General features: G+C 70.5%; 16 protein-coding genes and 1 pseudogene. 10 read left to right on the plus strand and 7 right to left on the minus strand.

The annotated features are described in order from the left end of the window. Positions 1-140: 140 nt before the first annotated feature. Positions 141-593, minus strand: coding sequence for a hypothetical protein (locus tag ACIGYR_RS16000; RefSeq protein WP_399599645.1), 453 nt, complete (start codon positions 591-593; stop codon positions 141-143). A gap of 308 nt (positions 594-901) precedes the next feature. Continuing rightward, a complete protein-coding gene (locus ACIGYR_RS16005; RefSeq protein ID WP_399599647.1) occupies positions 902-1,609 on the minus strand; it encodes a DUF4253 domain-containing protein in 708 nt (235 codons plus the stop codon). 365 nt (positions 1,610-1,974) lie between these two features. On the opposite strand from ACIGYR_RS16005, the gene ACIGYR_RS16010 reads away from it, so the two are divergent. Both ACIGYR_RS16010 and ACIGYR_RS16015 read left to right on the plus strand, forming a co-directional pair. Further along, a complete protein-coding gene (locus tag ACIGYR_RS16010) occupies positions 1,975-3,195 on the plus strand; it encodes an FG-GAP-like repeat-containing protein (RefSeq protein WP_399599650.1) in 1,221 nt (406 codons plus the stop codon). Positions 3,196-3,230: 35 nt separating this feature from the next. Continuing rightward, positions 3,231-3,701, plus strand: a pseudogene (locus ACIGYR_RS16015) (IS5 family transposase); the annotation flags it as partial. A gap of 107 nt (positions 3,702-3,808) precedes the next feature. Here the strand turns inward: ACIGYR_RS16015 and ACIGYR_RS16020 are convergent. The 3 genes from ACIGYR_RS16020 to ACIGYR_RS16030 form a co-directional block, all read right to left on the minus strand. Further along, positions 3,809-4,030 (minus strand): helix-turn-helix domain-containing protein, encoded by a 222-nt coding sequence (locus ACIGYR_RS16020; RefSeq protein WP_391842508.1) that lies wholly within the window; start codon positions 4,028-4,030, stop codon positions 3,809-3,811. Further along, entirely contained in the window at positions 4,030-4,521 is a 492-nt protein-coding gene (locus tag ACIGYR_RS16025) for a DUF2975 domain-containing protein (protein WP_399599653.1), read from the minus strand. Before ACIGYR_RS16025 ends, ACIGYR_RS16020 begins: the two co-directional genes overlap by 1 nt. Before the next feature lie 357 nt (positions 4,522-4,878). Next, positions 4,879-5,853 (minus strand): alpha/beta hydrolase, encoded by a 975-nt coding sequence (locus tag ACIGYR_RS16030; protein WP_399599655.1) that lies wholly within the window; start codon positions 5,851-5,853, stop codon positions 4,879-4,881. 376 nt (positions 5,854-6,229) lie between these two features. On the opposite strand from ACIGYR_RS16030, the gene ACIGYR_RS16035 reads away from it, so the two are divergent. Continuing rightward, positions 6,230-6,877: a hypothetical protein gene (locus ACIGYR_RS16035; RefSeq protein ID WP_399599658.1), complete on the plus strand. Its 648-nt coding sequence runs from the start codon at positions 6,230-6,232 to the stop codon at positions 6,875-6,877. A gap of 566 nt (positions 6,878-7,443) precedes the next feature. Here the strand turns inward: ACIGYR_RS16035 and ACIGYR_RS16040 are convergent. Continuing rightward, positions 7,444-7,803 (minus strand): excisionase, encoded by a 360-nt coding sequence (locus ACIGYR_RS16040; RefSeq protein ID WP_399599660.1) that lies wholly within the window; start codon positions 7,801-7,803, stop codon positions 7,444-7,446. A gap of 69 nt (positions 7,804-7,872) precedes the next feature. Here ACIGYR_RS16040 and ACIGYR_RS16045 point away from each other — a divergent pair, with 69 nt between their 5' ends. After that, the gene (locus ACIGYR_RS16045) at positions 7,873-8,844 is read left to right on the plus strand and encodes a Clp protease N-terminal domain-containing protein (RefSeq protein ID WP_399599663.1); all 972 of its coding nucleotides are present in this window, start codon (positions 7,873-7,875) and stop codon (positions 8,842-8,844) included. Between the two features lie 160 nt (positions 8,845-9,004). Further along, positions 9,005-10,120, plus strand: a complete 1,116-nt coding sequence (locus ACIGYR_RS16050; protein WP_399599666.1) for an FAD-dependent oxidoreductase — start codon at positions 9,005-9,007, stop codon at positions 10,118-10,120. A 137-nt stretch (positions 10,121-10,257) separates the two neighbouring features. On the opposite strand, the gene ACIGYR_RS16055 is transcribed toward ACIGYR_RS16050, so the two are convergent. Beyond that, the gene (locus tag ACIGYR_RS16055; protein WP_399599667.1) at positions 10,258-11,160 is read right to left on the minus strand and encodes an amidohydrolase family protein; all 903 of its coding nucleotides are present in this window, start codon (positions 11,158-11,160) and stop codon (positions 10,258-10,260) included. A 360-nt stretch (positions 11,161-11,520) separates the two neighbouring features. Between ACIGYR_RS16055 and ACIGYR_RS16060 the strand changes: the two genes are divergently transcribed. From ACIGYR_RS16060 to ACIGYR_RS16080, 5 genes are read left to right on the plus strand one after another with little or no spacing between them, the layout of a single operon-like run. After that, entirely contained in the window at positions 11,521-13,446 is a 1,926-nt protein-coding gene (locus tag ACIGYR_RS16060) for a RiPP maturation radical SAM C-methyltransferase (RefSeq protein ID WP_399600244.1), read from the plus strand. Beyond that, the gene (locus tag ACIGYR_RS16065; RefSeq protein WP_399599670.1) at positions 13,443-14,384 is read left to right on the plus strand and encodes a TauD/TfdA family dioxygenase; all 942 of its coding nucleotides are present in this window, start codon (positions 13,443-13,445) and stop codon (positions 14,382-14,384) included. The genes ACIGYR_RS16060 and ACIGYR_RS16065 overlap by 4 nt, the downstream gene beginning before the upstream one ends. A 27-nt stretch (positions 14,385-14,411) precedes the next feature. Continuing rightward, positions 14,412-15,734, plus strand: coding sequence for an MFS transporter (locus ACIGYR_RS16070; RefSeq protein WP_399599673.1), 1,323 nt, complete (start codon positions 14,412-14,414; stop codon positions 15,732-15,734). Next, positions 15,712-15,984: an MbtH family protein gene (locus ACIGYR_RS16075; RefSeq protein WP_399599675.1), complete on the plus strand. Its 273-nt coding sequence runs from the start codon at positions 15,712-15,714 to the stop codon at positions 15,982-15,984. The genes ACIGYR_RS16070 and ACIGYR_RS16075 overlap by 23 nt, the downstream gene beginning before the upstream one ends. Before the next feature lie 49 nt (positions 15,985-16,033). After that, a complete protein-coding gene (locus tag ACIGYR_RS16080; RefSeq protein ID WP_399599677.1) occupies positions 16,034-19,348 on the plus strand; it encodes an amino acid adenylation domain-containing protein in 3,315 nt (1,104 codons plus the stop codon). Positions 19,349-19,354: the final 6 nt, after the last annotated feature.

The raw sequence follows: 19,354 nt of genomic DNA on the forward strand, positions 1-19,354 counted from the left end.
GGTCTTAGCCTCATGCTTATCGCTATCGGGGACGGTCGGCCCGCACGCGTTCGGCGGCGTAAGGATGAACACCAGACGGTCCCGGGCTTCCAGCCTTAACCCTGATCAGTCACGACCGGTCGGGCGGCGCCAGACATACGTCACAAGCCGGCGCACAGGGACCGAGCGGCCCTCAGATCCTTCTGCACTGCGGGCTCGGAGAAGTCGGCGAAACGGAGCTGCTGGTTCTGCACCCGAAGCATGGCATCGGCCAACGGCTTGTACTCGTGGTCACCAGCGGCCGCCGCGGTGGACAGCACAACGGCGGCGCCGAAGCGGTTGAGGGCGATGTCTCCCTTGGCTCCCTTGGCCGTGTAGTCAGATTCTTCGAAGCCCCCCAGGGCGTCGCAGGCGCGGTGGGCGTCGCCGGCCGCGCCGCTGCCGGTGGAACTGTCGTCGCCACTGAGTGCCCAGGCAGCGCCGACCCCGCCCGCGCCCAGGACGAGGCCCGCGACGAGGGCGACCGAAACAGGACGCAACCGGCGGGGCGGCGGCGGGGTGGGGCCGAAGTTGCCGAAGGGGGCGCTGTAGGCGGGGGGTGTTGGCGATGACATGTCAGTAGAGTACCGACCCGTAATCGCACAGTGATTCGCCGGTGGACGCCAGACGCTGGCCGGTGACCACGGTGTGGTGCGCCCCGCAGCCGACGACACCCGGCGGACCCTGTGTGCTGACCCGTAAGGTCACCGCGCAAGCCGAACTGCTCACGAGTGAGGGCCTGAGCGGTGCGCGGCTGCTCTACTTCGCCCCACTGCTTCGTCGGTGTAGCCGAGAACGGTTGACGCCGAGTTCGGGGGCGACACCTGTTGATCAAGCGGTCCGGAATGTGTCGAGTTCCGGGAACGTCTCGTCGGTGTGCCGGTCAATCGAAGCTGTTCGAGGTGCCCTCGGGTGAGTTGTATTCAGCGTGTTGAGTTCTGGTCTCAAAGGGGACGGCGATTTTCCTTCGGGGTTGTTCTCGGGGGCTGTGGTCTTCCCAGTCCCGGACGACGGCGGAGAACGTGGCGGTGTCGTTGTCGTAGTTCAAGGGTCCGGTCCAACCGGCGGTGGCCAGGGCCTCGGCTCCACGAGGTGCTGCGACGAGTCCGAGGCGTGCATGGGGGTGCTGAGCCAGAAAGGCCCGCGCGTACTGCTCGGCTGTCGCGTCGGGGTCCTCGACGGGTGTGGGGGTGGGTGCGGGCCCCGGCCAGGCCCGGCCGAAGGGGGCGGTGACGGCCAGGCGTTCCTCTGCGCTGAGCTGGTCGTCATCCTCGTCGGTGGCGGTGTGGTCCTGCCACCAGCGGGTGAGGAGTGCCTGGGGATGGTGGTCTGCCGGGGAAGACATGCGTTCGGGGGATATGTCACCGCAGGCCCAGGGGCGGAAGGCGGTGTCGTGCGGGTCCAGGGGCTCGAGCAGGAGTGGCCAGAGCCCGGAGGCGGCGTGCTCAGCGCGCAACTGGGGCCACAGCTCGGTGGAGGGCGGGCTATCGCTCAGCCACAGCGGCTGCAGGTCGCCGTGGCCTTCATCCGAGGTGATCAAGCGGCCAGGCGGCAGTGGTAGGCCGTTGAGCAGACGAGATTCGAGGTTCACGAGCGGATGCTGAGTCGGGGGTGTGACAGCGGGGATCTGCACGGGTGATGGCCCCGGGAGTGGATCGGGCGGGCGACGGCCCTGGCCGGCGACCAACTGACTCCGGTCCAGATCGCCGCCCACATCGAGACGGCCATCGGACGCCCCTTGCCGTACTCCCAGATCCCGATGGTCCGGTGCGATGTGAGCGCAAGATGAGTACGCCAAGGTGCTCCCCGCGCCCGCGGGGATGTGTTCTACGATCACCTGGCTCGCGTTGAACAGCCGCCGAGAACCAGCAGTGACCGTCCGGGGAGTCCGGGGTGCTGAGGGAAGGGTTCCGGCCGCGAAGGACACGTGTAGGACATGGGAGGGGAACGCAGCACATGCAGAATCGTTTGACCCGGGGCACGGCGACCTTCGTCGGCCTCGTGCTCGCCGGCACCGGTGTCGGTGCCGTGAGCGCCACACCGGCGGTGGCGAGTTCGTACGACTGCCCGGCCGGTTACTTCTGCGGCTGGTCCGGCGAGAGCGCCACCGGATCGATGTGGAAGACCAGCAAGAGCGTCGCGGACCTGGGCGCCTGGGACAACAAGATCCGCTCGTACGTGAACCGTACGAAGGTGATCGCCTGTGTCTACGAGGACAAGAAGTACTCGCCGTGGGGCGGCTACTCCCCCCAGGACCCGAACTCGGCGGGCGAGTACAGCTCGTACCCGAACGCGACCACCAGCTCGATCAAGTTCGTCCGCACCGAGCGTGAGTGCAGCCAGACCGCCTACCCGCGCTGGTACTCCGAGATCGCCCCGAAGGCCCAGGGCTTCGGGGACATGAACGGGGACCGCCGGGCGGACGTCATCGCCCGTGACGACGCGGGGCGGCTGTGGTTCACCCCGGGCAACGGCACCGGCCGGCTCATCGGCAGCGGCTTCAACGGCATGAACATCCTCACCCGGCACGGCGACCTCAGCCGCGACGGGCGTGAGGACCTCATCACCCGCGAGGCCGCCACCGGCAAGCTGTGGCTCTACCCGGGCACCGGCACGGGCTCCCTGGGCAGCCGCCGGCTGATCGGCGCGGGCGGCTGGAACAGCATGAGCAAGATCACCGCCTTCGGTGACCTGACCGGTGACGGCCGCTCGGACCTGCTCGCGGTCGAGAAGTCCACGGGCAAACTGTGGCTCTACCCGGGCACCACGACCGGCACGCTCGGGTCCCGCAGGCTGATCGGCTCGGGCGGCTGGAACAGTATGAACGCCCTCGTGGGCGTGGGTGACGTGAACGACAACGGCCGTGCCGACCTGTACGCCCGCGAGGCGGCCACCGGCAAACTGTGGCTCTACCCGGGCACCACGACCGGCAAGTTCGGCACCCGCAAGCTGGTCGGTTCCGGCGGCTGGAACGCCATGGCGAACCTGATCTCGGTCGGCGACTTCTCCGGCGACGGGCGTCCCGACCTCGCCACGGTGACCAACGAGAAGTACGCGATCGACGGCTACGAGGGCAACCCCGGCTGGCTGATCAAGTACCTGGGCCGGGACACCGGCACGCTGTCGGCCGGCGAGCGGACCGACGGCGAGTGGTGGGGCCTCAACGGTCTCAGCTAGCGGTTTCGTTTGGATCAGTCGGTCGTTGGTCCGGCGTGCCGTCAACAGGTGCGCAGTGGGCGCGGATCGAGGCGTTACTCCCGGAGTGGACGCCGCAGTGGGGTGGTCGCCGGCGGAATCACCGTGAGGCGATCGACGCAATCGCCTTCCGGTTCCCGTGCGGAGCGCAGTGGGTTCATCTGCCGGAGAAGTACGGGAACCGGCGGGGCGTTGACAACCGGCTGCGGAGGTGGGCCGTCGACGGCACCCGGGAACGGGTCTTCACCGCATCGGTGGCCCAGGCCCACGCCGGTGAGGACCCGGCCTGGGCCGTGACGGCGGACTCCACGATCGTGCGAGCTCACCAGCACGCGGCCGGGGCCCGCAAAACGGCCCCGGTCGGCGAACCGGCCGACCATGCCGTCGGCCGGTCCCGCGGCGGACCGCCCACCAAGATCCACCTCGTGGCCGACGCCCGCTGCCTGCCTCTGGCGTTCGTGCTCACCGCCGGACAAACCGGCGGTGCGCCCGCCGTCACCGACGTCAGCGTCGCAGGAAGTCGACCGCGCGCCGTGACCCCGTCGTCCACTCGGATGACGGGGTGTCGAGAATGCCATGATCCTGGAAGGGCACGTCATTCGCCTGCGGCGTCCTCGGCTTCCCAGCGAAGCAGGTCGCCCGGCTGGCACTGGAGCACCTCGCAGAGCGCGGCGAGCGTCGCGAAGCGCACCGCCTTGGCGCGGCCGTTCTTGAGTACCGCAAGGTTGGCGGGCGTGATCCCGACGCGGTCCGCGAGCTCGCCCACGGACATCTTCCGCCTGGCCAGCATCACGTCGATGTCGACGGCGATCGGCATCAGATCACCTCGTCCAACTCGGCCTGCATCTGGGCCGCTTCGACGTCACGCGCCACCGCCTGGGCGAGCAGCATCCGCAGCACGAGCACGATGAGCGCGACCCCCAGGATGGCCACGCCGACCCCGCCCATGATGACGGTGACGCCCGGGTCGTCCCGCTGGCCCGGCGCATTGATGACCGTGACCGCGAACCACACGAGGGCAGCCGCCACGATCGCGCCGATCACGCCGTCCACGTACCGGAAGGCGGCGTGGGAGAACACGGTTCCGCGTCGCACCATCGTCACCAGCCGCCATACGCAGACCAGGGCGACCTGGACCGACACCATGCCCAGGATCGTGATCACCCGCAGCGCGGTCAGCGGGAGCGCCACGTCCTCCGGGTCGCTCCCGCTGACCAAGGTCCACACCATCAATGCCTGCACCAAAACGGTGCCGGCGAGCACCACCACGAGCACGGCGCGCAGCGCACGCACGGTCAGCTTCCCCATAACCCATTCTCCCATCGAGTTGCGATGGAAATCTATCGAGATTCGATAGGCCACACAAGGGCTGGGCGGAGGGCGGACGGGTGTCAACGCGCCGAGCGGCCTGGTGGGTGCGTGCGCCGGCACGACGGGGCCGGGCCTGGGGCCCCGTGACGGCGTCGGCAGGGCCGGCCCGTGCGGGACTCGGACCGTGCGGGATCCGGACCGTGCGGGACTCGGACCGTGCGGGATCCGGCCCGTGTGGGATCCGGCCCGTGTGGGACTCGGACCGTGCGGGATCCGGCCCGTGTGGGATCCGGCCCGTGTGGGACCCGGCCCGTGTGGGACCCGGCGCGTTCGCCGGGGAGGTGTGCGGCTGCCTCAATCGCCGTTCAGCGCTGTCCTCAGGAAGTCGACGGCGATCTTGCGGGCGATGTTGGCGGCGCGGGTGTCGCGCAGGCTGTCCAGCATGAGGAAGTCGTGGACCATGCCCGCCACCCGGACCGCGGTGACGTCCACTCCGGCTTCGCGCAGCTTGTTGGCGTACTGCTCGCCCTCGTCGCGCAGCACGTCGGCCTCGTCGGTGATGACCAGGGTGGGCGGCAGGCCCCGCAGCTCGTCCAGGGACGCCTGGAGCGGGGAGGCATGTACCTCGGCGCGCTGGGCGGGGTCGGTGGTGTAGGCGTCCCAGAACCACTTCATGCCGTCGCGGGTGAGGTAGTAGCCCTCGGCGAACTGCAGGTAGGAAGGGGTGTCGAAGTCGGCGTTGGTCACGGGGTAGAGCAGGCACTGGGCCTTGAGGCCGAGGCCGCCGCGCTCCTTGCTCATCAGCGCGAAGACGGCCGACATGCAGCCGCCGACCGAATCGCCGGCGACGGCGACGCGTGAGGAGTCCAGGCCGTGCTCCGCGCCGTGCTCCCTCACCCACTGGCCCACGGCGTAGTTCTGCTCCACCTGGGTCGGGTACTTCGCCTCCGGCGCCCGGTCGTAGACGGGGAAGACGCCGGCGGCGTTCGCGCCGACGGTGAGTTCGCGGAAAAGACGGTCGTGGGTCTTGTCGTCGCCGAAGACCCAGCCGGCGCCGTGGATGTAGCACAGTACCGGCAGCGGCCCGCTCGCCCCTTTGGGCCGGATGATGCGGGTGCGGACCGTGCCCCACTCGCCGGCGTCCACGTCGACCCACTCCTCGTCGACGTCCGGACGCGGCACGCTGGGATCGCTCTGCAGGCCGAGCAGGATGTCGCGGCCATTCTCCGGAGGGACCTCGTAGAGCCGGGGGTGCGGGTCGGTGGCCTCGGCCAGGTCCCTCGCGGCGGGTTCGAGGTACGGGGGGATCGGCGGGGGAAGCTCGGTCATGTCCACTCCATGTCACGAGCACGTGCGTGCCCTGTTCGCGCGGCCCCACCGGCCGCGACGCGTTGGTCCCCCCTGGTGCCCTCCTCCATCGTCGTGGCCCCACCGTGAAGCGCAAGCCAGAGCGCTCCCTTGACGGCCGGTACCCCCTTGACCGCCAGGTCGCGCGTCGACCGGCGGGTACGGGATCCGCACGAGCGCGAATCCCTCGTCGACGAGAGCGGCGAGGGAGTGGTCCCTGTCGTCGTCGGCCCAGCGCGTGATGGCGACGCCGAGGTCGAAGCGTTGCGTGGTCGGCCTGAGTCCCCGTGAGTACCTGAGTACTGAATTGAGTAGGGCCGCTCAGGTCCGCGCCCGGCCGCAGCCGGAAACTGGGGCTATGACAACACCGCCCTCCGTCTGCCCGCCGCCCCTGCCGCCGACGCCTCCGCTCCCGTCCGGGCAGCGGCGCACCAGGCGCGCCTGGATCACCGCCGCCGTCGGCGCGCTGGTTCTGGCGCTTCTCGCCGGGGCGGTGCGGTGGTGGCTGACCCGGGACGACGGCAGCTCCCCGCTGTCCGGGCGACCGCGCGTGACGGACACCGCGGCCGGCCTTTCGTACGCCGTACCCGAGGGGTGGAAGCGCAACGACAGCAAGGACCTGATCCAGGCATTCACCTCCTCGATCACCACGGAGGGGCCCGAGGGCCGAGGCGGAGCCGCCGTGCTCGCCGGGCGGGGCAGGCCCGTCGACGAGTCCGCGCTGCGGCAGTGGACGGAGACAGCGGCGCGGTCCAACGCGGAGTTCTTCTACCCGGACGGCACGTCGAGGGTGGAGGAGTCCCGGGCCACGAAGGTGAGCGGCCGTTCCGCGTACACGGTGGTGCTGAGCGTGCGCGACGACAGCGGGAGGGCAGGTCGGATACGTCTCACCCTCGTCGCACGGAGCAGCGAGCAGTCGGCCTTCCTCCTCGGCGTCACCGAGTCACCCGCACCGACCGACAGCCGCGAGGTCGACGAGGTCCTGGCCGGCGCCACAGTGCGATAGCAGCCAGGGGCAAGCGTCTGTTCAGCACCATGGGCAAGGACACCCAGAGGATGAGGAGGTCCCGGAGCGGCCGGGGGCGTGCGGTGCGGCGGGGGAGACGTCAGGCCGGCTGGCGGGCGGTGGTGGGGAGGTCCTCGAGGACGTCGAGGATGAGTGTGCGGCGGTGCCAGGACAGCCAGCGGCTCAGGGTGGCCGCAGTCGCTTCCATGGGGGCGTGCCGAGAGCGGCTGAGCCGGTGAGCGGCCGGGCATGGGTGAGGAGTTCACGGCGAGCAGACCACCGCGTTCGTTCAACACCGGCACGCTGTGACAGCGGTCCTCACCGCCGGTCTGACCCGGCCCGAACCCTGCTGTCCCAGCGGCCTCAGCCCCCGTGAGCGGGGGTGTGGGCTGCTGCGGGCACGGTCGGGGAACCCCGAAAGCGCGCCGTGGCCGGGACCGGGCGTGGCAGACCTCCCCATGCGGACGCGCGGAGCTACGCGTCCTACGGTCCAGGTTCTGACGGCAAATCCGGATCCCGCTCCCGAAACCGCCACGAGACCGACGGCATGGTGCTGTTCGCGCCGGTCACTTCCGTTCCAGCGCGGCCAGCCGCAGCTCAAGCTGGTCAACTCGGTGCCTGAGCAGGGCGACTTGGGCTTCCAGGCTGACTTCCCGTTCCGCCCTGCGCTGAATGCGCGGTGATGCGGCGGCGCGCTCGATCACCGCGTCCAGCTGGACCAGGCGCTGCGGCCCGTTCGGGCCGTCCACCAGCCGGGACCGGATCTCACCATTGCGGTACCAGGACCGCAGGGCCGAGCGCGAAACGCCGGTCTCGGCTTCGGCCTTGGCCAGCGTGACCCAGGGGCTCTCGTCCAGCTGCTCGAACAGTTCCAGCTCATTCTGCCAGCGTGCGAGCCGGTCCTCCCAGCCCGACGGTGTCTCCATCAACACCCTCCTTTCATCAGGGTGACCCTGTCAATAGCAGTGTATTGACAGGGTTGTCACCATAGAACCATGTCATTCGAACGGTTCACGGTGGAAGCCCGCAAGGCGGTCGTCACGGCTCAGGAGGAGGCGAGGCTGCTCAAGCACCCCTACATCGGCACGGAGCACCTGTTGTTGGGGCTGCTCGACGCACCGGACAGCAAGGCGGCGCGAGTTCTGCACCAGCTCGGGTACGACAAGGAGACGGCGCAGGTCGATATCGCCGCGGTGGTCAAGCCCGGCACGCAGGAACTGAGCGGCCATATCCCGTTCGCGTCGGGCGCGAAGAAGGCGCTGGACCTCGCCCTGCGCGAGGCGCTGCAACTGCACCACACCTCCATCGGTACGGAGCACATCCTGCTCGCCCTGGTCAGGGAAGGCGAGGGCGTCGGCGCGAAGGTACTTGCCGGACGGATCAACCCGATCAGCAAGATCCGCGCCGCGGTGCTGGCGTCTCCGGAGGGATCGCAGGACGTCGCGGCCAGCCCATGGCCGGCCGGCACATCCGCCACGGAGGACACCGTGTCCGCCGCCAGCGCGCTGGCCGGTGGCGCACCGGTCGGCAGCCACCACCTGCTCGAGGCGATGCTGCGGGCGGAGAACAGCATGGCGGCCAGGGTGCTGCGCGAACTCGGGGTCGATCCGGACGCGGTCGCCGCCAAGATCGACGAACTGGATCCGGAGACGACCACGGACGCGAACCCGGAGGAGGCCGCCGCACGCAAGATGGAAATCCGAGTGGTCGGCGAGGAGGTGCACTTGATCCTGCGGGACCCGACCACGGTCACGCTTGCCAAGAAGGTCACCGAGCTGTCGACCGGCCCGATCCAGGGCGTCGGGCCGGTGGCCGGCATGTTCGTCCCGCTCTGGCGGTCGACCCGTCAGCTGCTGCTGCAGATCCAGCGTGTGCTGGAACCGGAACCCGCGGAAGAGGACGGATCCGCCGCGAGCAACGTGGCCAAGGTCGTGCGCACGGTCCTCGCGCCCCGGCTCCGCCGGTGACCCGGCTGATCAGCGGGCCGGAGCCTGCCGCGGCCGGCCAACTGGCCACATTTCCGGCCGAGATGACGGGCGAGTCCGGGATCGCGTCCGGCGCCCCGCCGGTGCCGCGCACCCGGGCCGATCTCCCGCGAGCAGGCAATACCGCCAATCGGAGGCAACCATGAGGATCAGCATCGTCGGAGCCGGCCTGGGCGGCCTGGCCCTCGCCCGTGTGCTGCACATGAACGGCATCGACGCCGTGGTGTACGAACGGGAACCGTCGCGCGACGCGCGCGGTCAGGGCGGCATGCTCGATCTGCACTCCGGGACCGGACAGCGGGCGTTGCGCGAGGCCGGCCTGATCGACCGGTTCCACGCGATTACCCGTCGTGAAGGCCAGGACCTGAGTCTTCTCGAGCCGGACGGCACCCTGCTGTTGCAGGAGGATACGCCCGACGACGCCCCGCTCGAGCGACCTGAGGTCGACCGTGCCGATCTGCGCAACCTGCTGCTGGACTCGCTCCCCGAACACGCGGTGCGCTGGGGGTGCGCGTTCGAATCCGCCGACGACGGCCTGCTCTACTTCGCCGACGGCAGCAGTGCGCCCTACGACCTGCTGGTCGGCGCCGACGGTGCGGGATCCCGGGTCCGTGCGCTGCTCACCGACGCCCGACCAGCGCACACCGGACACAACGCCGTCGAACTCGGCATTCCCGACATCGACCGCACCCACCCCGACCTCGCGGCGATGGTCGGGCGCGGCAACTACTGGGTGCTCGGCAACGGACAATCCCTGTCGGCGCAGCGCAACGGCGACGGCCGTGTACGCGTCTACCTCAGCTTCTACAACAGCGCCGAGGACTGGTTCGCGACCAGTGGGATCCCGTTCGACGACCCGGCCGCCGCCCGGCTGCGGCTGATCGACCTGTTCGCCGGCTGGGACTCACGGTTCACCGCACTGATCGCAGCCTGCGACGACACGATCCTGCCGCGGTCGATCACTGCTCTGCCGGTCGGCCTGACCTGGCCGTCGACGCCGGACGTCACGCTGCTCGGCGATGCCACGCACCTGATGCCGCCGGTGGGGCAGGGCGCCAACATGGCGCTGCTCGACGGCGCCCTGCTCGGCCTCGCGCTGGCCGCGCACCCGGACGACGTTCCCTCCGCCGTCGAAGAATACGAACGCGAGATGTTCGAACGCACCAGCGCCGCCGGTCGGCAGTCCGCTTACGTCCAGGAGATCCTGGCGTCGCCGGACGCCGGCCGGAAAATGCTCGCGTTCTTCCAACCGGGCTGAAGGCAACCGAACACGACCAAGCAACCCGCCGTGCCGCCCAGCCGGCCCGATCACCCGCAGTTCCGTTCCCCGGTTGTCTCACGGGACGTCACGCGACATGAGTCTCAGTGCCCGGACAGAAACCGGGGGCCGGTCCGTCAGTCGATTCCGAACAGCAGCGCGGCGTTGTCGTGGCACACCCGCCGCAGCCACTCCTCCCCGAGGCCCAGCCGCTCCAGGGCATGGAGCTGGTGCACGTACGGATAGGGGATGTTGGGGAAGTCGGAGCCCAGCAGGATGCGGTCGCCGAGTCCGGCGAGCAGGGGCAGCGCCTGGCGGGGGAACGGCATGAAGCCCTCGGCGAAGTCCGTGAACGCCATCGTCGTGTCCAGCCGCATCTCCCCGTACCGCTCGGCGAGGCGGAGGAAGTCCTCGTACTCGGGCATCCCCAGATGCGCGACGATCAGCCGCAGTCTCGGGTGCCGCGCCATCACCCGCGAGATCGGCCCGGGGCCGGTGTGTTCGCCGGGCGCCGGCCCGGAGCCGCAGTGGATCACCACGGGTATCCCCGCCTCGGCCAGTACCCCCCATGCCTGCTCGAGAAGTTCGTCGGCCGGGTCATATGCCCCCACCTGGACATGCGCCTTGAACACGCGCGCGCCCGCTTCGACGGCTTCACGGACGTACGTGTCGACGCCCGGTTCGGGGTAGAGGGTGGCGGTGTGCAGACATCCCGGAGTGCGGCCGGCGAAGTCGGCCGCCCATCCGTTCAGCCACCGGGCCATGCCGGGCTTGTGCGGGTAGAGCATCGCGGTGAAGGCCCGGACACCGAACTCCCCGAGGAGGGCGGTCCGTTCCGCCTCCTTCTTGCGGTAGGTGATCGGCCACTCGAGCCGGCCGGTCAGTGGTCCCTGCTCGTCGAAGTAGTCCCAGACCTTGTGCAGGACGCGCTCGGGCATGAAGTGCGTGTGGACGTCGACCAGTCCGGGAAGGCCCAGCCGGTCCCAGAAGCGGCGGACCTCACCGGCCTCCTCGCCCCCAACCTTGCGGTGATCGTTCATGTTGCCACGATCGGTCCAGGCAGAGCGCCGGGTCCACCCCTTTCCAGGAGCCGGCGGGGATGCCCCCGATCGTCCAGCGGCACCTCCCGCGGCAGCGGTGGAACAACAGCGCCCGCCTGATGCCGATGGCCGGGACTGTGCACTTGCCGGCGGAGAAGCAGCGGACTCCGGCCCTTCCGCCCAAGATCGGAATCTTCCCGGACGGCCCGAGGGACCAGGGCGGACGTCCTCGGCGGAAGCGGGGGCGAACAACGGAAGGAAGGGGCGGGTGACAAGTTTTCCCGTTGGCCTGAAAGTCCCCTGTGTACAGATCAAGGGTCAACCTAGACTTCGAAGCAATCGCCACGGAGGTCTCTGTTGTTGCAGATCGCTCTGGTCAACATGCCTTTTGCCGACTGGAATCGTCCTTCCTTTGCCTTGGGGCAGTTGTCGACTCTCGTTCAGCGGGAATTCGACGGCCGGGCGCGAGCGCACGTGTGCTATCTCAACCAGGACATGGCCGAGTTTTTCGGGGCACGTCTCTACGAGTCCCTGTCGGTGAGCCACGACCACGTCGACACCGGCATCGGGGACTGGCTGTTCCGGCATATCGCCTTTCCCGGTACGCCCGACACCACCGCGGAGTACTTCCAGCGGTACTACCGGGGCGCCCGCTGGGAGGATTTCCGGGCGCAGATCCTGCGGGCCCGCGACGGCCTGCTGCCGTTCTGCGAGGAACTGATCGACCGGTACCGCCTCGACGAGGCCGACATCGTGGGCTTCAGCTCCATGTTCGCCCAGCACGTCCCGAGCATGGCCCTGGCTCGGCTCATCAAGGAGCGCAGCCCGCACAACCTCACCGTCCTGGGCGGCGCCAACTGCGAGGCACCCATGGGTGCGGTGGTCGCCGAGCACGTACCGGCGGTCGACTTCGTCTTCTCCGGTCCGGCGTTGAACACCTTCGGTGCATTCGTGCAGTGCGTGCTGGACGACGACGTGGACCGGGTCGACACGATTCCCGGCATCCTCTCCCACCGGAATTTCCAGAACCCCCGGTTTCGCGCGGCCATCGGTACCGAACGGGACATCGACGACTTCTTCCTGCCCGACTACGATAGCTTTTTCCATGCGCTGGACGACCATTCGGAGCTGCGGCGCACCGGGGCCAGTGAACCGGTCCTCTTCTTCGAGACGTCCCGCGGGTGCTGGTGGGGTCAGCGTTCACACTGCACGTTCTGCGGGCTCAACGGTGAGAGCATGGCCTTTCGCGCCATGGCTCCCGAGCTGGCCGTCGAACAGTTCAAGTGGCTTTTCGGTTTCGCCCCGCAGTACACGTCTTTCTTCTGCACCGACAACGTGATGCCGCGCAATTACCCGCGCGAGGTCTTTCCACGGCTGGACCCGCCACCGGGCACGGAGATCTTCTACGAGGTGAAACTTCCCCTGAGCCGTCAGGACCTGCGGGCCATGACGGACGCCGGTGTCACCGTCGTACAGCCCGGCATCGAAGCGCTGGCGTCGTCCACGCTGAAGCTCATGGGCAAGGGAACCACGGCCTTCCAGAACCTCCAGTTCCTGAAGAACTGCGCGGAGTTCGGCATCAGACCGGAATGGAACCTGCTGATCGGCTTCCCCGGCGAGGATCCCGCGGTCTACCGCAAGTACGTCGAGGAGCTGCGGGACTTCGTCCATCTCATACCACCCCACGGCGTGTACATGGTCCGCTTCGACCGCTTCAGCCCCTACTTCAAGCGGAGAGACGAGTACGGGCTCTCGCTCGAGCCGGTGGACTACTACGCGCTCACCTACCCCTTCGACGAGGCGGCACTGACCGACCTCGCGTACTTCTTCGCCGACCAGAACCTCGCGCCGTACATGCTCAACGCGGTCGAGCGGCACGATGAGCTGAGCCGGCTGGTGGCCGAGTGGCGGGCGGCCTGGGACGGTGAGACGGAAGCGGAACTGCGCCTGGTCGCCGAGGACGACGGCCGGCTCGCCGTCCGGGACTCCCGTTCCGGTGTCCTGCGGGTGCACCCGGTCGACGCGTCGACCGGCCGGCTGCTGCGCCGGCTGTCGTCACCGGCCAAGCCCGAACAACTCGCCCGGGATTGGCCGGAGGGACCCGACGACCTGCGGGAATGCCTCGCCGCCCTCACCGAGCAGCGCTTTCTCTTCTCGGAGAACGGCCGCGTGCTGAGTCTGGTGTTGACCGAGGCGGACGACGGACCCGAGGAGCCGGGCGACGAGGGGGCCGCCGGGGCCGGTGCCAGGCGCCTGCTGCCGCTGCTGTCGGAGGCGTCGCGATGACCGGTGCAACGGCGGTACTGCCGGTCGTGGTGGAGGGAGACGGCGGCTCGCCCGCCGAGCGGCTGCGCGCCGACCGGGTGGCCCTGCGGGCCGCCCTGCGGGAACGGGGCGCGCTGCTGCTGCGCGGCTTCGGCGTCCGGGGCGCGGACGGCTTCGCGGACGCCGTACGCGCGCTGTCCGGCGAGCCCCTGCCCTACACCGAGCGTTCCTCACCGCGCAGCGTCATCAAGGGCAACGTCTACACGTCCACCGACTATCCGCCCGGGGAAGAGATCTTCCTGCACAACGAGAACTCGTACCAGGCGGGTTGGCCACTCACGCTGTACTTCCACTGTGTCCGGCCACCGCTGACCCAGGGCGCCACCCCGCTGGCCGACACCCGGCGCGTGCTCGCAGCCGTCGACGACGAGGTGCGCGAGGAGTTCGCCGAGCGCGGCTGGATGGTCGTACGCAATTACGGCGATCTGGTCGGGCTGCCCTGGCAGGAGGCGTTCGGCAGCGACGACCGCGCGCACGTCGAGCGGTACTGCCGGGAACAGGGCATCGAGGCGCAGTGGCTGCCCGGCGGTGGGTTGCGCACCCGCGCCGTGCGCAAGGCGGTGCACCGGCACCCGGTCACAGGGGAGGCGGTGTGGTTCAACCACGCGACCGTCTTCCATGCCACCACCCTGCCGGAGAGCGTACGGCTGGGGCTGCTGGAGATGCTGGGCGAGGAGAACCTGCCGAGCCAGACGTACTTCGGCGACGGCGTCACCATTCCGGACGACGTGCTGGACCATCTGCGGGCCTGTTACCGGGGCGCGTCGACCCGCTTCGACTACCGTGCCGACGACATTCTGGTGATCGACAACATGCTGGTCGCGCACGGCCGCGAGCCGTTCACCGGCCCCCGCCGGATCGCGGTCGCCATGGCCGAGCCGTACACCGGTGACCGTTGAGCCTCAGGAAGGGGAGTCCGCTCTCGCATGGCCGCGCGTTCACTCTGGTCCAACCGGGATTTCTGCGTGTTCTGGGCGGTCCAGGCGCTGTCCGAGGTCGGCAACGCCTTTTCGCTGGTGGCCGTGCCGCTGTTGGTGCTGCACACCACCGGATCGGCGGCGCAGATGGGGCTGCTCACCGCCGTGGCCGGTGCCACCTCACTGCTGACCGGTCTGGTGGGGGGTGCCTGGGCCGACCGGTTCGACCGGCGGCGTCTGCTGATGCTCTGCGACGCGGCGCGCCTGGTGCTCTACGGCGCGATCCCGGTCTGCTGGACGGTGCTGGGCCCGCAGGTCTGGCTGTTGTACGCGGTCATGGGCCTGGCGGCGGTCTTCGAGATGCAGTTCCAGATCACGTACGTCACCGTCGTACCGAATCTCGTCGACAAGGACCGGATCGTCGCGGCGAACGGCCGTCTGGAGGCGACCAACGCGGTCGCCTACATCGCCGGGCCCGCACTGGCCGGTCTGGTGTCCGGGCTGTTCGGACCCACGGCCGCCGTCGCGATCAATGCGGGAAGCTTCGGGATCTCTCTGCTGGGCCTGGCGTTCATCCGGCTCCGGCGCACCGCACCGGCCCCGGCCGCCACCGGTCCCGCGAGCAGGACGAACACCGCGCACGAGCTGCGCACCGGCTTCCGCACCGGCGCGGCCTTCCTGTGGCAGTCGCCGGTGCTGCGGGCGCTCACCGTGATGCTGACCGTCACCACGTTCCTCAGTCTGGGCATGACGGACGTGTTCATCTACCACCTGCGGCACGGGCTGGGGCGGGACGAGCGGACGGTCGGCTATGTGGTGGCGCTGGCCGGAGTCGGCACCTGTGTGGCGGCTGCGGCCACCGCGCGGCTGCGCCGGTCCTGGGGGTTCGGCCGCTGCTGGCTCGGCTCGATGGCACTGTGCTCGGTGTCGGTGCTGGTGCTCGGCAGCACCGGTCGGCTGCCGGTCGCAGCCGCGACGATCTTCCTGTACTCCTTCGGCATGGCGCTGGCCGGCATCTGCTCGATGTCGCTGCGGCAGGAGGTGACGCCGGACCACCTGCTCGGCCGTGTCACCTCCGCGTTCTGGACGATCCACGGCAGCCTCGCGCCCCTCGGCGCGGCCCTGCTCACCGCCCTGGTCGGCCGGCTGGGGGCGCAAGGACCGCTGACCGGTGTGGCCCTCGTCTTCCTGGCCGTGACCGCCGTCGCAGCCTTCACTCCGATCCGCCAGCGCCACCCGGAGCGGACCGCCGTACGAACGGCGCAACCACGGACCGAGCCGCCAGCGGCGAGAGAGGGGAGTCATGGCGATGACACGGACGCCCGACGATGACGACCGGCTGTACAAGGTCGTGGTCAACCACGAGGAGCAGTACTCCATCTGGCCCGCCGAGCGGGAGAACCCGGCCGGCTGGTCCGACGCGGGCCGGACCGGCCCGAAGAGCGACTGCCTGGAGCACATCAAGGACGTATGGACCGACATGCGCCCGTTGAGCCTGCGCAGCCGGCTGCGGTCGGGCGGCCCGGGCGGCCCGGGCGGCCCGGCCGAGCCGACGACCGGGGAAGCCGACCGGGCGGGCTGACTCCCGGTCCGTCATCGCACCGCCGCACCGCGAGACAGGGAAGGCAACCGTGCACGACGACCCGGAAACACGACCGACGACCGCCTCGGGCCCAGCGGTCCGGCAGCCGCTCTCCCAAAGCCAGCTAAGACTGTGGTACCTGGAGCAGCTCACCCCAGGCCATCCCGTCCATCACCTCTCTTCCGCCACCTGTGTCGAAGGTCCGCTGGACGCCGGCCGCCTGGCCGTGGCCCTGCGGATCTGCGTGTCCCGCCACGACCTGCTGCGCAGCACCTTCGATGACCGGGGCGACGGCCCGTTCCGGACCGTTCGTCCGGTGGCCGACCTCCCCCTGCGCCAGGTGGACCTGAGCGGCCAGGCCGGGCCCGACGCGAAGCTGCGCGCCCTCCTCGCCGAGGAGAGCGCCCGCCCGTTCGCCCTGGGCACCGCTCCCTCGCTCCGCGCCACCCTGGTGCGCACCGACCGGGAGCGGCACGTCCTGCTGCTCACCGCCCACCGCATCATCGCCGACCGGGCATCGCTCACCGTCCTGGAACGTGAACTGGCCCAGTGCTGCATGGAGTCGGGGCGGGAGGGGCTTCAGCGCCCGTTCGCGTACGCGGACCGGGCCGCCCTGGAGGGGAAGGGCCTGGACGACGCTCTGGCGTACTGGACGCGGCGGTTGGCCGGGCTCCAGCCGCTCGACCTGCCGGTCGACCGGCCCCGGCCCAGGGTCCAGGGCCACCGGGGCACGAGCCGACGGCTCCGGTTCGAGAGCGGGACCGCCGAGCGTCTGCGGCGGCTGGCCCGCGAGGAGGGCGTCGCCGCGTGGGTCGTGCCGGCGGCGGCCTTCGCCGTGCTGCTGGCCCGCTGGACCGGTCGGTACGACGTGGTGTTCGGCCGCCCGGCCGACCGGCGCCCACCGCACGGCGCGCACGGGGCGTTCGGCCCCTACGAGGATCTGCTGGTCCTGCGGACCGATCTGACGGGCCGTCCCACCTTCCGGGAGGCGGTCCGCCGCCTCGCGGCGACGCGGGACGAGGCCGAACCGCACGCCGACGTCCCCTTCGGCCGGCTCGTCTCCCTCCTGGAAAAGGAGCGCGACCTGAGCCGTCACCCGCTCTGCCAGGCGGTTTTCACCACGACACCCCCTCTCGGCACCGGTTTCGCGGTGCCGGGGCTCACCACCTCCCCGCTCGTCCTGGACGACGACCTCACCCCGTACGACCTGCTGTGCACGGTCACCGAGGAGGACGGCACGAACGGCGGGCCGGACGTCGAGCTGCGGCTCGCGTCCGACCTGTGCCTGCCGGAATCGGCGGATCGTATGACGGCCGCCCTCCGGACGCTGCTCCTCGCCCTCGCCGAGCACCCCGACGCCCGGATCGGCGACGTCCCCCTGCTGCCGGCCGAGGACCGTGCCCGCATCGACGTCTGGAACGCCACCGCCCGCCCCCTGCCGGAACCGGCCACCGTCGACGGCCTCTTCCGGACCTGGGCGACCCGGACCCCCCAGGCCGTCGCCCTCACCGACTGCACCGGAACCTGGACCTACGCGGAGTTGCGGCGGCGGGCCGCCCGCATCGCGCGGTCGCTCGTCGCGGCCGGCGTCACCCCCGACTCTCCCGTCGCCCTGCACCTGGAACGCTCCGCCGACCTCGTCGCGGGCATGCTCGGCGTCCTCCTCGCCGGCGGCGCCCATCTCGTGCTCGACCCCGGCCACCCCGAAGAACGCCTCCGCCTCATGGCCGACGACGCGCGGACCTCGGCCGTAGTGAGCCGGGACACCCCACCGGCCTGGCTGCACGGCCTGGGCGTGCCCCTGCTCCGGCTGGCCGACGCCGAACGGGACACGGGAGAGCCGTCCGAGCCCACCGACGCGCCAGGTGACACGCGGGGGCCGGCCGACCTGCCGCCGCCGTCCACCAGTCACCCCGACAGCCTCGCCGCCGTGGTGCACACCTCCGGCTCGACCGGCCGCCCCAAAGGCGTCGGCATACCCCACCGTGCGGTCGTCCGTCTGATCACCGCCACCGACTACGTGGACATCGGTCCGGGTGACGTCCTGCTGCATCTCGGCGACCCGGCCTTCGACATCACCGCCTTCGAGGTGTGGGGTGCGCTGGGCAACGGCGCCCGGGTGTGTGTCCTGCCCGGCGACGAACCGCTCGGCCCCGACGAGGTGCTGACCGCGCTCCGCGATCTGCGGCCCTCGATCGTCTCCCTGACCGGCACCCTGTTCAACCGGGTGGCCGACATCGATCCGCGCGCCTTCGGCGGCCTGCGTCACCTGTTCGTCGTCGGAGAGGTGATGGACGCCCGCCGTACCCGTGCGGTGCTGCGCGGCGGCGCCCCGCCCGGGCACCTCCACAACGGATACGGCCCCAGCGAGAACGCCACGTTCTCCACGACCCACCGGGTGGAGCGGCTGCCCGACGACGCCACGAGCGTGCCGATCGGCCGTGCCCTCACCAACACCACCCTCCATGTGCTGGACCGGGAGCTGCGTCCCGTACCGATCGGCGTGACCGGTGAGCTGTACGTCGGCGGCGCGGGCGTCGCGCGCGGCTACCTGGGCCGCCCGGACCTCACCGCGGAGCGCTTCCTGCCCGACCCGTTCGCCGCCCGCCCGGGGGCCGTCATGTACCGCACCGGCGACTTGGTGCGGTGGCTGCCGGAAGGTGCGCTGGACTTCCTGGGCAGGGCGGACGAGCAGGTGAAGATCCGCGGCTACCGGATCGAGCCGGGCGAGATCGAGGCGGTGCTGCTGGGCCGCGACGACGTGCGCGAGTGCGTGGTGCGGGCGGCCGACGTCGCGGGCGACCGGCGGCTCATCGCCTACGTGGTCCCGCGGGCCGGGTGCTCACCCACACCGTCCGAGGTGCTCGGTGCGCTACGGGACCGGCTGCCGTCCCACATGGTGCCCGGTCACCTGGTCCTGCTCCAGGCGCTGCCCACGACACCCAGCGGCAAGATCGACGCACGGGCACTGCCCGGCATCACCGCCCGGGACCCCGGCCCGCAGGACACGCCCGCCGTGCCGCCCAGGACCGCGACGGAGCGCACCCTGTGGGAGATCTGGGCGGATGCGCTACAGGTGCGGTCCTTCGGCGTGCACGACAGTTTCTTGCTGGTCGGCGGCCACTCACTGCTCGCCTCGGTGGTGCGCGCCTCGGTCCGCGAACGGCTCGGCGTCGCCCTGCCGCTGCGGACCTTCTTCGACGTTCCCACCATCGCCGGGCTCGCCGTCGAGGTCGAACGCGCCGGCGGCGAGGCGGCGGCCACCGGGGCGCTCGACGGTCCGCGCGACGCCGCCGCGCACGAACTGGACGGCCTGCTGGCCGAACTGGAGCGGCACGCCGAGAACCGGCGTGCCGAGGGATGAACGGGG

The organism is Streptomyces sp. NPDC053076, from assembly GCF_044546845.1.
Taxonomy (GTDB): Bacteria; Actinomycetota; Actinomycetes; order Streptomycetales; family Streptomycetaceae; genus Streptomyces.

Coding starts and splice junctions, on each gene's coding strand:
- ACIGYR_RS16025 (WP_399599653.1), bottom strand. CDS start 4,521: ATGGGGAAGCTGACCGTGCGTGCGCTGCGCGCCGTGCTCGTGGTGGTG.
- ACIGYR_RS16030 (WP_399599655.1), bottom strand. CDS start 5,853: ATGACCGAGCTTCCCCCGCCGATCCCCCCGTACCTCGAACCCGCCGCG.
- ACIGYR_RS16065 (WP_399599670.1), top strand. CDS start 13,443: ATGACCGGTGCAACGGCGGTACTGCCGGTCGTGGTGGAGGGAGACGGC.
- ACIGYR_RS16000 (WP_399599645.1), bottom strand. CDS start 593: ATGTCATCGCCAACACCCCCCGCCTACAGCGCCCCCTTCGGCAACTTC.
- ACIGYR_RS16010 (WP_399599650.1), top strand. CDS start 1,975: ATGCAGAATCGTTTGACCCGGGGCACGGCGACCTTCGTCGGCCTCGTG.
- ACIGYR_RS16055 (WP_399599667.1), bottom strand. CDS start 11,160: ATGAACGATCACCGCAAGGTTGGGGGCGAGGAGGCCGGTGAGGTCCGC.
- ACIGYR_RS16070 (WP_399599673.1), top strand. CDS start 14,412: ATGGCCGCGCGTTCACTCTGGTCCAACCGGGATTTCTGCGTGTTCTGG.
- ACIGYR_RS16020 (WP_391842508.1), bottom strand. CDS start 4,030: ATGCCGATCGCCGTCGACATCGACGTGATGCTGGCCAGGCGGAAGATG.
- ACIGYR_RS16075 (WP_399599675.1), top strand. CDS start 15,712: ATGACACGGACGCCCGACGATGACGACCGGCTGTACAAGGTCGTGGTC.
- ACIGYR_RS16035 (WP_399599658.1), top strand. CDS start 6,230: ATGACAACACCGCCCTCCGTCTGCCCGCCGCCCCTGCCGCCGACGCCT.
- ACIGYR_RS16050 (WP_399599666.1), top strand. CDS start 9,005: ATGAGGATCAGCATCGTCGGAGCCGGCCTGGGCGGCCTGGCCCTCGCC.
- ACIGYR_RS16040 (WP_399599660.1), bottom strand. CDS start 7,803: ATGGAGACACCGTCGGGCTGGGAGGACCGGCTCGCACGCTGGCAGAAT.
- ACIGYR_RS16045 (WP_399599663.1), top strand. CDS start 7,873: ATGTCATTCGAACGGTTCACGGTGGAAGCCCGCAAGGCGGTCGTCACG.